The organism is Pedobacter sp. N36a, assembly GCF_014472395.1.
GTDB lineage: Bacteria > Bacteroidota > Bacteroidia > Sphingobacteriales > Sphingobacteriaceae > Pedobacter.
The window spans coordinates 56,431-69,056 of the sequence record NZ_JACSZW010000001.1; the positions used below are offsets into that span (position 1 = coordinate 56,431).

10 protein-coding genes are annotated in these 12,626 nt (G+C 41.4%); 1 reads left to right on the plus strand and 9 read right to left on the minus strand.

All coding sequences use genetic code 11. The features are described from left to right. Positions 1–16: 16 nt before the first annotated feature. From H9X96_RS00290 to H9X96_RS00300, 3 genes are read right to left on the minus strand one after another with little or no spacing between them, the layout of a single operon-like run. Positions 17–316, minus strand: a complete 300-nt coding sequence (locus tag H9X96_RS00290; protein ID WP_187664362.1) for an antibiotic biosynthesis monooxygenase — start codon at positions 314–316, stop codon at positions 17–19. Then, positions 313–771, minus strand: coding sequence for a DinB family protein (locus H9X96_RS00295; RefSeq protein ID WP_187664363.1), 459 nt, complete (start codon positions 769–771; stop codon positions 313–315). Before H9X96_RS00295 ends, H9X96_RS00290 begins: the two co-directional genes overlap by 4 nt. A gap of 56 nt (positions 772–827) precedes the next feature. Then, complete coding sequence (locus tag H9X96_RS00300) at positions 828–1,340, minus strand: hypothetical protein (RefSeq protein ID WP_187664364.1); 513 nt, start codon at positions 1,338–1,340, stop codon at positions 828–830. A gap of 225 nt (positions 1,341–1,565) precedes the next feature. On the opposite strand from H9X96_RS00300, the gene H9X96_RS00305 reads away from it, so the two are divergent. Next, positions 1,566–1,805, plus strand: coding sequence for a hypothetical protein (locus tag H9X96_RS00305; RefSeq protein WP_187664365.1), 240 nt, complete (start codon positions 1,566–1,568; stop codon positions 1,803–1,805). A 251-nt stretch (positions 1,806–2,056) separates the two neighbouring features. On the opposite strand, the gene H9X96_RS00310 is transcribed toward H9X96_RS00305, so the two are convergent. The 6 genes from H9X96_RS00310 to H9X96_RS00335 form a co-directional block, all read right to left on the minus strand. Next, positions 2,057–3,409, minus strand: a complete 1,353-nt coding sequence (locus tag H9X96_RS00310; RefSeq protein WP_187664366.1) for a PhoH family protein — start codon at positions 3,407–3,409, stop codon at positions 2,057–2,059. A 143-nt stretch (positions 3,410–3,552) separates the two neighbouring features. Continuing rightward, entirely contained in the window at positions 3,553–5,427 is a 1,875-nt protein-coding gene (locus H9X96_RS00315) for an alkaline phosphatase (protein ID WP_255430936.1), read from the minus strand. Between the two features lie 103 nt (positions 5,428–5,530). Beyond that, positions 5,531–7,054 carry a RagB/SusD family nutrient uptake outer membrane protein gene (locus H9X96_RS00320; RefSeq protein ID WP_187664367.1) on the minus strand — a complete coding sequence of 508 codons (1,524 nt, stop codon included), beginning with the start codon at positions 7,052–7,054 and terminating at the stop codon, positions 5,531–5,533. An 18-nt stretch (positions 7,055–7,072) separates the two neighbouring features. Continuing rightward, complete coding sequence (locus H9X96_RS00325; RefSeq protein WP_255430937.1) at positions 7,073–10,432, minus strand: TonB-dependent receptor; 3,360 nt, start codon at positions 10,430–10,432, stop codon at positions 7,073–7,075. A gap of 131 nt (positions 10,433–10,563) precedes the next feature. Continuing rightward, a complete protein-coding gene (locus H9X96_RS00330; protein WP_187664368.1) occupies positions 10,564–11,517 on the minus strand; it encodes a FecR family protein in 954 nt (317 codons plus the stop codon). Between the two features lie 63 nt (positions 11,518–11,580). After that, positions 11,581–12,150: an RNA polymerase sigma factor gene (locus H9X96_RS00335; protein WP_187664369.1), complete on the minus strand. Its 570-nt coding sequence runs from the start codon at positions 12,148–12,150 to the stop codon at positions 11,581–11,583. Between the last annotated feature and the right edge of the window lie 476 nt (positions 12,151–12,626).

Genomic DNA, 12,626 nt, shown 5'->3' on the forward strand with positions numbered 1-12,626 from the left:
CGGAGGGCAGAGCTAGCTAGGTCTGCGTATACACCAGCTCATAATGTTCAACTGTAGGAAAAGGATTATAGTATTTATGCAGTAACTTTTTCCAGTCCTGATAGCCCGCCGACTGCCTAAAACCAATGGTATGGTCTTCCAGTTTTTCCCAATTGACCAACAAAAGATAACGATTTGAAACTTCCAGACATCTTTGTAGCTGATGGCCGCGATATCCTTTTATGCTGCTGATGATACTGGATGCTTTTTGAAAATCTTTCTCAAAAGAAAGTATTTCCTGAGGAATTACGTCTAATATGGCTGCTTCTAAAATCATTTCTGCTCTCGGGTATAAGTGATGTACATCAGGTCTGGATCAGTACTGAAAAAAGGTTTCGTCAGGCTAACGATTTGTCCCTGGTGATATCCTGAATGAACAATCAGATGGGTTAAAATATCGGATATGACAGTCTCATAAGCAACTCCTTTCGTATTATAATAGCGTATTTTACGCTGAAGGTCTTCTTCTTGCAGCTGCTCCAGGAAGCTAGTCATCAGTTGATAATTATGATCGAGTAATTCCGGCCAATGCTGCTCCTCAAACTTCTCCCAGACCTCCACATCCTGCATTTCTCCTACCATCCTACTCCTCCAGACCCTTGTTGTAGCGATTAAGTGATTAAAAAGATCCTTTGCACGCTGTGGAATATCCACAGCCGCCTGCATCGATTCCATAAGCCTGACATTGGTCCAATAGTCAAAAGCCAGGAGGTTAAAAAAATAGTCCTTCATAAATTTGCGTTATGAAGGACAAGTTATAAAAAATTATGAAATTGATGATTCGAGCTTTACAAAACGGCCAGGCTATTCGCCTCATAGATTAAAGCGCCTTTATCGGCTGTTTTATAGATGGTCCCAGACATCACCACTTTTTTAGCAGCCAAACTTCTGGCCTGCTCTATTTTCATTTGATGCTTCACTTTCAGTAAGCTGCCATCTTCAAGAACCATTTCCAATTGGCCATTAGCCGCAACAGCGGATACCAATCCTTTAATTTTCAATTCTGATTCAGTTCTCTTTTTCATAAAAGGCTTTACTGCCGACAATTCAATTAGGTCTACATTTTTCAAAGGCTCACCAAAAATAGTTTTCCCTGCAACCAGTTCAACCGGACGTACCTGGATCACTGCTGAAGCAGATGGATAAAACTGTTTTCCAATCAGGAAAGCAAACGCCAAAAATGCAGCAATCTTTAAAACGCGGACTGCTTTGTCCGTATACACGAAGTATGTTTTTTCGCTGTTCACCCTATTTAAGATTTCATTAACAGCTAATGAATTTTTCCTGATTAAATGTCCCATGTCATTTATGATTTATGATGGCTCAAATTTCCTGTTTATTTTAATCTGAATTGTTGACCTATGGTAAGTAATAGTCAAACCGATAAAAAGATGACGAAATCCTGAAAAACATTATTCGCCTCAGCTTTAACTGCTATCATTTTAACTTCTTCAGCTTTCACAACTATTGCTAAAGAGAAATCTCCGGCCAGCAAAAGTGCCACCGTAAAATTCAATAAAGTAGTAGTGACTGGAAATGCAAATGTGATCCTGATCCAGGGAAATACAGAAGGTGTTAACGCTGATGATGAAATACAAGCCGGCAGCAACAGCATTCAGCAAAAAGGATACACTTTGTATATCAACTCAACGGACAAAAGCACCATTTATGTTCATTTGAAAGACCTCCAAAGAATTGACGCTGCAGAAACTGCAACCATCAAAACCCGGGGTTCTTTGACCTGGCTGTACTTCAGATCTTCTTAAAAGACAGTGCAAAAGCAACTGTGAACGCGACCATTGGAAGTTTATACACAGAAATGAGCGGAAAATCTGACTTAAAACTAAGCGGGTCATCAACTGAGCACCACCTGGTAAGAAATGATGTATCTAAACTTAACCAGACAGATTTCGTAATCGCAAAATTATAAAGCTAGATGATGGGGTACAATGAAGGCATGGCCCTTCAGAAAAAAAATCCTCAGCCACATAGGAAAAGATAGGATTATGAAAACCGATTACAATAAATCATTTGCCAAATTGGCCAGTTCACTCCGCTCCCCTTTATCCAGCGTAATGTGCGCATAAAGCGGATGATTTTTCGCACTCTCAATCAGGTAAGAAAGCCCATTACTTTCTGCATCTAGATAAGGGGTATCGATCTGATAAATATCCCCGGTAAAGACAATTTTGGTTTCTTCTCCTGCACGTGAGATGATGGTTTTTATTTCATGCGGAGTCAAGTTTTGTGCTTCATCTACAATGAAAAAGATCTTCGTCAGTGTTCTACCCCTGATATAAGCGAGCGGAGCGATCAGGATCTTTTCCGTCTGCACAAACTCTTCAATCCTCGCCTGGGTTTTCGGGTCATGCTGGTATTGTTCTTTAATAAACCTGAGGTTATCCCATATTGGCGCCATATAAGGGTCGATCTTTGATTTCGCATCCCCAGGTAAAAAGCCAATATCCTTATTACTTAAGGCTACAATTGGCCGGGTCACATAAATCTGACGGTATTCTTTGCGCATTTCTAAGGCGCTGGCAATCGCAAGCAGTGTTTTTCCTGTGCCTGCTTTTCCTTGTATGGTGACCAATTTTACTGCCGGATTCATTAAGGCATTGATGGCCATGCTCTGCTCCTCATTTCTAGGAGAGATATTGAAAACTTTTTGAGGCTTCACGCGAACCAGCTGATCAGTCACGATATCGTGATAGGCGGTCTGAGTTTTTCTTTTACATTTCAGGATATAAAAATGATTTCCTGCGTTAGTATCCAGCAACATGGCTGAGGCAGAAATATGCCCTTCATTTTTCAAAGTATCAAAAAGGGCTGCATCAACATTGGAGAGGGTTGTTTTCCCAGTATACAGGGCGTCTACATTTTTGACTTTTCCTGTTTCATAATCTTCCGCATGAAGGTCCAGCGATTTAGCCTTTAACCGCAAACAGATGTCTTTAGAAACCAGCACCACCTTTTTTTCCGGAAACTCTTCCTGCAAACTCAGCGCAGCATTTAGAATACGATGGTCGAATTTTCCTGGCCCAAAAATCACTTCCGCATCAAAAATCGCTGGCTTATGGTCCATTACCACTTTAAAATGACCCTGTTTTACACCTTTTAATGGAATCCATTTGCTCATGATTTTCTCTCCCGAGGCCTGATCCATCAAACGGATAAAACTTCTCGCTTCTGCATTTCGTGTTTCATTTCCATTTTTCATATGGTCCAGCTCTTCCAATACCTGGATTGGAATGGCCACATCATGTTCCTGAAAATTATTAAAGGCATTATGATCGTATAGAATTACTGAAGTATCCAGCACAAAGATCTTCTTTCTCGCAGCATTACGTTTTTGGGAAGGTTGACTCATCCTCATAAAAATAATGAAATTTCAGAGATCTTCCAGCTATTCCAGTTCAAAAAATGAATCTTGATGATTAAAAAAAAACTGCCCCTAAAATTTAGAAAATTCGAGGGGCAATTGAAGACGGTTTTGAGACCGATCAAAATGGCTTATTTGAGTTTCTTTTTATTCTTCAAGGCCATTACTTTAAGTATTTTATGAAACAGCTCGTGATTTGGGTATGTTCCTTTAAAATCTGCTGATCCTGGGCCATAGGCAAATACCGGTACCATAATATTGGTATGGTCATTCGTACTGAATGAGCCAGTGATCATTCCTTTTTCTGAGGAAGCATCCAATAAAGTCAAACCACCGGTTTCATGGTCTGCAGTAATCAATACCAAGGTTTCTTTATTCTGATCTGCGAATTGTAAGGCAGCGGCAACGGCCTTATCAAAATCATGAAGTTCTGTGACTACATACGGTAAATCGTTCAGGTGACCTCCGTGATCGATCTGTGCGCCTTCCGCCATGATGAAAAATCCAGGTTTATTTGCCGATAATAATTTCAAAGCATGCTGCAGACTTACTTTCAGTATATCTCCTCGTCCATCTTTTACTGGCCTGGTGGCACTATCCGGTAACACGACCAGTTGTTTCCCCTGTGTTTGTTTCAAAAAATCTCCGGCAGTAGTACTCAATTGAAAACCTTGAGCTTTCAGTTTGCTGATCAATTCGGTATCCTTATTTTTCAGGAAACTCTGTTGATTGGAGCCCAGCAAGATCTCCGCTTTACTATTCAGCAGGTCTAAGGCAATCTCCTGCGACATTGCCCGATCCAGTTGATGCGCATAAAAGGCAGCAGGAGTTGCATCCGTCAGGTCTCCAACACTGATAATCCCACTTTTAATGCCATAGTCAGCGAGCGTATCCACCAGATTAGTCATTTTCTTTCCATCCGGACCAACGCCGATATAACGGTTATTGGTTTTCTTGCCAATGGCCATTGCAGAAGCACCAGCGGCAGAATCCGTATTACCGGCATCCGCAGCAGCGGTTTGAGAAAAACCAATATGAGCAACATTGCTCATATTCAGCTTCCCATGATTCGCAATGGAACCCGCATGAATCTGTGCCAGCCCCATCCCATCACCGATCAGCAGGATTACATTTTTAACCGGCTTATTCAAGCCATCTACTTTATATTCCGGCGTATATACCGGATAAGCCACTGGATTGGTGTAAGTCAGTTTATCCTTGTGGAGGTAAAAATCTTTTAGTTTTCCCGGCTGATCCGTATTGATCCAATCGGCACCCAATCTTTCCAAAACGATCCAGGTATTAGGACTGTCTTGTGTGGCCCAAAATCTGAAAGGCTTATTTTGTGCATGCGCAGCATCGATCAACGTTTTCATTTTCAGCAAATCCGCAGGCGTCGGATTTCCTTTTCCGTTCCAGGAAGTATAGTTTTTCAGGTCATCGCTGATCATTGCTATTCTTTTCCATTGATCAGCGGTATAATTGACATTAGGCCGCCCATCAAAAGATAAATAAGCAGGATAATTCCGAAAATCAGCAGGCTTAGGCATATCACCGCTGACCACTATCCGAATCGCATTTGGGTTGATCTGATTATTGAAAACTCCCGGATAAGCAGCGAGATCCTTAATCAGCTGTGCCAAAACTGATGGATAATCTTCCTTAATATCCACTACCAACTGCAGTTTCATTTTTGCATCCGCATAAGGCTGATTTCCGTTCTTGCGGTAAAATCGTGCCAAGGGCTCCAGATAAAGTGTCTTTAATGTAGCTTCTGATGTAATTTCTGAAGCATCATGTGCGACATACAGAACCCCATTTTTCAGAAAAACATCTGCTTCAATAGCCCCCATCCCAGCATAATAAGCAGTCAGCAGGGGTATATCTTGATGATAATCGTTGTGACTATGACCAGAATTAAAGTTTAAACCATGCTGAGCCTTTGCATCCATCGCAAATAATGCAGCTGCAAAAACTGCCGAACGAATGATATTTTTGATATCCATGTTTTGTATTGAAAGAAATCTGTTTAAAAAAGAATAAGATAAAAGTACCATCGGCAGGATTTTCCACCAGCAGCGATGGTACTTCAAGTTTGATAAAAATAAATTACCAGCCTGGGTTTTGAGTAATCACCCCAGCACTATTGTCAATTTCTCTTTGCGGCACCGCCCAGACATCATGAACCTGAGGATTAAAAGCTCTGGATGGCCAGATCACATTTCCTTGTGAGTCATGTAATGGCAGTGCATAGGTGGCCTGTGCATCTCCCCACCTCACTAAATCTCTGTGACGATCTGCCCATTCGCCCGCAAGCTCACTGCGGCGTTCTCTTTTCAAATCCGCCAGATTCATCCCTGATTTTGCGAGTAAACCTGCACGAACTCTGATTTTATTCAGTTCCGTATCACCAGCTCCAGCGCCGCTTACCATAATTGCGGCTTCTGCTTTGATTAGCAATACTTCCGCATAACGCATCAAAGGAACATTCAAGTCTGTGGTTCCATTGTCTCCATTAGGGTTAACGTGTGTTGGTATTGGGTTTTCATAAGAGAAAGGCTCCATATATTTTTTAAACTGATAATCAGAGGTTGCTCCACCGTCTTTTGTGAAACTACGCTCCTGCCCGAAGTAGAAAAATTTATCACCAGGTTTCAAAATAGTAGCCTCTCTACGCTGGTCGTTAGTTTCATAAGCATCATACAATTCTTTTGTAGGCAGATAATAGCCCCAGCCATTGTAAATGCCCCATCCTTTATTGGTGAGCATGACACCTGGAAGCTTACTTCCCCAACCGGTACCGCCACCATTAGGCGTACAGACTACAGACCAGATATACTCTTTTGACCAGTTGTTTGCTGCTTTGAAAACATCCGAAAACTTAGTCATGATCAATTCATGCTGACCAGAATTGATCACCATATCCGCATATTTTACCGCATTAGGATAGTCCTTTTTATACAAGTAAACCTTTGATAAATATGCCCAGGCTGCTGTTTTATGTGCTTTTCCATAATCTGTCGCTTTGATATCCTTGAAATACGGCAGTTGATCCGCTGCTTTCAAAAATAGCTGAATGATGTAGTCATAATTTTCATTTACGCTTTTCGCTCTTGGAATGGCTTGTGAAGGATCGCTATCCAAACCTACAATTGGTACTCCTGCTTTCTCATTTCCATAGTTCGCTGCCAATTGAAAATACACCAATGCCGCATTAAAATAAGCATCACCGATCACCTGTTTCTTCAGGTTTTCATCCATCTGAATGGCTGGTACTTTATTAATGATATCATTGGCACGTTTGATCACCGCATAGCGCATCGACCATTGTGTTTCTGTATAACCACCACCCACATAAGTTTTATTGAAGTTTTTAATGTTGTCCCCTTCTGGTTTGTTCCTGCCAGTCACCATATCATCGCTGGCATTGATAAACCAGAACATCCCTCTTCCATAAAAATTCTCATCGTTGTATTTTTCATACAAACCGCTTTCTGCTTTCAAAGCATCTTCAGGTGTTTTCCAGAAATTCTGGGCAGATGGTGCACCTTCAGGAGTAATTTTCAGTTGTTGTTTACAGGAACTTAAAATTGCCATTGCTGCAATGGCTACATACGTTATATTTCGTTTCATTTTTCTTTCTTTTAAAAATTACAAATTCACACTTAGACCCAATAGGAAACTTCTTGCCTGAGGGTATCTACCCACATCCAGACCATAGTTGTCCATACCGATTTCCGGATCAAAACCTGAATACTTAGTGATCGTAAATAAGTTATTCGCGGTACCATAAACACGGATTGCACCTGTTTTTAGCTTATTGGTAAGGAATTTAGGAAGGGTATAACCCAGCGTCACATTGCGAATACGCAGGTAAGAACCATTTTCAATATAGAAGTCTGAAGCATTAAAGTTTCCATTGTCATCTGAAGTAGAAATGATCGGTACTTTTCCACCTGGATTTTCCGGCGACCAGGCATCCAGAATACCTGTTAATTTATTATAAGAAGGTCCGCTGGCACTGTAAGTCGTTCTTTTCACTGCGTTAAACAGCTTATTACCATAAACACCTTGTGCAAAAATATTCAGGTCAAAGTTCTTGTAAGCAGCATTAAAGCTGAAGCCATAAGAAAAATCAGGATAAGCGCTGCCTGCAAAATGACGATCCCCGCCATCGATAGAGCCACTATTGTCTAAATCTGCAAACTTAAAATCCCCCGGTTTTGCTTTTGGCTGGATCTTTTCCCCTTTTGCATTGGTATAACGATCTACTTCTGCCTGAGTCTGGAAAATCCCCTCTGTTTTCAACACATAATAACTGTATAACGGCTGTCCAACTTTTATGAACAAAGGAGCCAGCTCATTTCTGAAGTTCTTATCTACTGGAAAACTTTCTGAACCTGGAGCCAGTTTGATGACTTTATTGTTCACTTTTGTCAGTGTGGCACCGATAGAATAGCTGAAATCTTTGTTTTTATCGCTGTTGTAATTGATCCCCAACTCTATTCCATTATCTCTGATCAATCCAGCATTAATGGTTTGTTTTTCCAGTCCTGCAGTTCCAGGAAGCTGTTTTGTAAAGATCATTTTATCCGTATTTTTGATAAAATAATCAGCGGTTAAAGTGAAAGTATTGCGCAGGATACCCAGGTCTAACCCAAAGTTTGTCTGCTTAGATTCTGCCCAGGTCAAGTTGGGATTTTCCAATACAGTAGATACATAGCCATTACTACTTGCTGGCGTTTGCCCGAAATACGACAAAGTACTGGTCAGCAGCGGATTTACATCCTGAGTCTGTAAACTTCCCAGGTTACCTAATACCCCATAACTACCACGTAGTTTCAATTCATTTAACCAGGTACTTTCCACTAGGAAATTCTCTTTTGATAATACCCATGCTGCGGAAACAGAATAATAATCACCATATTTATTTTCAACTTTTGGGACCATAGAAGTTCCATCACGACGGCCAATCAAGGACAGCATATACTTTTCCTGATAATTATAATTCGCTCTAAAGAACAAAGACGACATCGCTGTTCTATCCATCTTACTGGCCGCCGGCTCGAATACAGAAGCATTCACCAGGTATCTTTTAGACGGAGCCTCATCATCAAAACCTTTACCTACCACATAAAACTCATCAAATCTTGTCTTCTGAAAAGAAAATCCTCCTGTTAAATCTAACTGGTGGCTTCCAAAGGCCGTTTTATAATTAAAAACCTGTTCTGCAAGCAGATCATTTCTCCTGGAATTACCTTCTTCCAAGGAGTTGATCAGCATTGGCTTTCCAACTTCAGGACGTTTTGGTGTAAATATTTTTCTATTGTTAAATTCTTTAGTTAAGCTAAAATTCGATTTAAAGGTCAGGCCCTTAGCAAGGTCCAGAATGATATAAGGATTGATCAAAAGCACATTTTGAGGCCTGTTGATGTCTATGCGTTTCAATTCCGCCACAGGATTCACGATATCACCATAATCGCCCGCAAAAGCACCGCCTGGTAAACCAGCAAAAGTACCATCTGGATTGTATGGCGTACCATTAGCCGGATAATAAATTGCCGACAATAAAGCACCAGTGTAATCACTGCTCGTATTTGCACCCTGACCATTCGTACTGCTGAAAGAAAGGTTTTCACCGATTTTCAACCAGGAGTTCAATTTATGATCAGAATTAATCCTGAAGTTATAACGTTCCACCTCAGTATTTAAAACAATACCTTCCGCTTTACGGTAATTGAAACTTAAGTACATGGAAGATTTTTCAGAACCACCGGAAGCGGCCAGGTTATAATCCTGAGTTTTCCCAGTTCTGAATACTTCATCCAGCCAATTGGTACGGGTAATTCTGCCCTCCGGATATTTCGCAGGATCAAAAGCAGGAAGCAAGTTAGTTTTACCATTTCTTGCAGCAGTTTCTGCTACTACCGCCCTTTGTTCTGCATTTAATGGCCTTAACTTTTTCCAGGCACGCTGCGCACCGGCTTTTGCATCAAAGCTGATTTCCATCTTACCCGTCTTACCTTTTTTCGTAGTGATCAGCACCACACCTCCAGATGCTCTGGCTCCATAAATAGCGGCAGCACCATCTTTCAGCACAGAAATTGATTCAATATCATTTGGATTCAGCACTGGCGTTCCAGGAAAAATCGAACCATCCACTACATAAAGTACATTCTCCCCATTGATTCCACCAGAACCGCGAATGTTGACACGCGGACCAGAAGTAGGGTCACCACCTTCATTGGTGACCATTACACCAGGTGCTTTTCCTGCCAGTACTTCCCCAATACTGTTTACTGACCTGGAAGATACTTTATCTAAAGCAACCGTACTCACTGCACCAGAAAGGGTTGCTTTCTTCTGCGTTCCATAACCCACTACTACTACTTCCGACAATAACGACCGGTCTTCCATCAGCACCACGATCAGTTCCTCATGTTCGGCAGTTTTCAGTGTTTTAGTTTTATAGCCCACCATGGAAAAAGATAAGGAGGCATTTTCTCCAACTGCGATCGTAAACTTCCCGTTTGCGTCCGTAGTCGTGGTTCTTGGCAATCCAACCACCTTTACCGATACCCCTGGCATCGCTATTCCTAAAGAATCCGTCACTTTTCCTGAAACACTAAAATCGGGTTTTGCTGGAGGAACAGGGATTTTTCTCAGGATCACATGACCTCCCTTTTCCTGGAAATCAAAGCCCATCAGGCGCAGTAATGCTGAAACGCGCTCATTTTTCAAAGCCGCATTTTCCTTGATTTGATGTTCAGGAACCCCATCTGGATTGTATACAAAATGAAGTCCGGTGCTCGCTTCAATTTCTTTAAGCATAGCGATGGTGGCACGTTTTGGCCCCACCTTAATCGTGACCCTACTTTTCTCCAGTACCTGAGCCATCGTAGGCGAGGCTGATAATCCCGCACAAAAGGTGCACAGTATAGAAAAAGTTAACAATGAATATTTCATGGCTTTCAAAAGAGCTGGTGACCTCTTTACTGAGGATTTTTTCATATTTTTATCTGTTTTATAACTTGAATTGGTTTTAAAATATTCCGGCTTTATAATTTCGACGTTAGCAGCCGGTTTTAACATTTACCGGTACTGATCTGATCAGTACCGGTTTATTGATCCCCTTTATATTTTCATTTTCTATACACATTAAAAGTTTTATGATTTTCGGATGCACTGAACTTCAATTGATGGAGCGCACAAATGATCTCCAGAATCTCTTCAGGGCTTTGCCTGGTATTAAATACTCCTGTACATTTTAATTTTCCCAACGAAGGACTACCCAGGGAGATGTGGATATTATAGGCGTATTCCAGCTTAGGAATCAGGTCTTCCATAGCGATGTTTTCAAACTTCAGGTCAACCAGCAGTTTAACAGGCGTATCCTTGATTTCAGCACGCTGATGTACCTTATCATAGGAAAGCTCCTGCCCTTTAGCCAAGGTTCCAAATACCTGATGGGTGTTCCCTACAGCGACCTTACCAGTGGCTACCTGGATAGAGATATGCGGTCGGTTTTTATAGGATTGTATCCGAAAGGAAGTCCCCAGTACTTTGGTGTACAGGTCATTGCTGGTTTTCACCAGGAAAGGTCGGTTTTCCTCATGAGCCACCTCAAAAAAGGCCTCTCCTTCGGTCAGCGAGATTGTCCGGTCCTTGCTTTTGAATTTCAAAGGATATACCAATTGAGCGAGCGGCGCCATGATCACCTGAGAACCGTCACTAAAAACAATGATTTTTTTCTCGGAGGCAGTGGTATGCAGGGTAACAAACCTTTCTTTAACCACCTCTGTTTTTTGAACAGACCAATAGCCAATACCGACGGCAAGTACAAAAAATAGGACTGCAGCAATTTTAGCCAATCGGTAAGTTCCAAAAAGACGGTAGCTTTTAGCGTCCTTCCGCGCCATTTCTTCCTGAAGGTTCAAGAGTACCGCCGCGGCAATTTCTGATTTCTTCCCTTTTGGCAGGGGAGTTTGAAATTCATAAGACTGGTACCAGTGTTCTACTTGCTCCCGTTCCTGCGGACTGGCTTCTCCATTTAAATATTTACTGAGCAGCAATTGTGCTTGTTCTTCCTTTGTCATCTACACCTATGTCAAATGAAAAGAAGAATGGTACTAACCAAAGTTGTTACGCTTAGGTTAAGTTTAGATGAACAGGATGCAAATGGTCAATAGCAATAAATAAGACAGCCTTTTCTTCATCACTTTTAAAGCCGAAGAAATTTGATTTTTTACCGTTTGTGCAGAAAGATCCAGCTCTTCAGAAATCTCCCTGATAGATTTTTCCTCTTGTCTGCTCATAGAAAAGATCACCCTCATTCTTTCTGGAAGCTCCTGAATCGCCTCTTCTACTTCCTGATGGAGCTCTTTGAGCATTAGCCCATGGGCAGCCGAAAGACCGCTGCTATCCATCATCAAAAGCCGCAGATCTTCCTGATGTTTTTCTTTAACCTGGGAAGATCGGAAGTAATTGATCACGCGGTATTTGACCGCCCCCATAAAATAAGCAGAAAGACTACTCTTCAACTGCATGTTTTCCCGGTTTTCCCAAAGGGAGATAAAGATCTCCTGACAGATGTCCTGAGCAATTTCCTCCTCACGTACCCGTTTATAGGCGGCGTCCAAAACCTCCTCCCAATAGTAACGGTAAATGTGCTCCATTGCCTTATGTTCCCCCCGCTTGAGCAGCGAAAGCAATTCAGTCTCTGCTATCATCTGATGATCCCTCTGGTAATTTTTCCAAATCTACCTCGGGCATATTCCCTTAACGTTAAGAAATCTTTTAGTTAATAATAAGGCTGCTAAAACGAATCATCACTTGACATCCAGAAAAATCAAGGCAAAAAGAAAGCGGAGTCCCTCTTCTAGCGATTTGGTTCTCCGTTTTCACCTCTTCATTGCCATAGCAACGAAAAAGCATCAAATGCGTTGTCATTCTAACCTCCTTTGGTGCTCTTAGTATTTTTCAACTTTGATCCCATTGAAATTTAATGCTCACATTCTTCCGTAGAATAATGGATCATTTTAAATGTTTGTCCCGAATCCAGTGAGTATATCTACACTTCACAGCGTAAGTATTTTAAGCATCATTTTCTCTGTCTCCTTTGAATCTGATCTTTTACTAATTCATTGAATGCTTCAGAATCTTCTGCCCTGCGGCACTTATTCTTTTTGAAATCATTCTTTCAAAC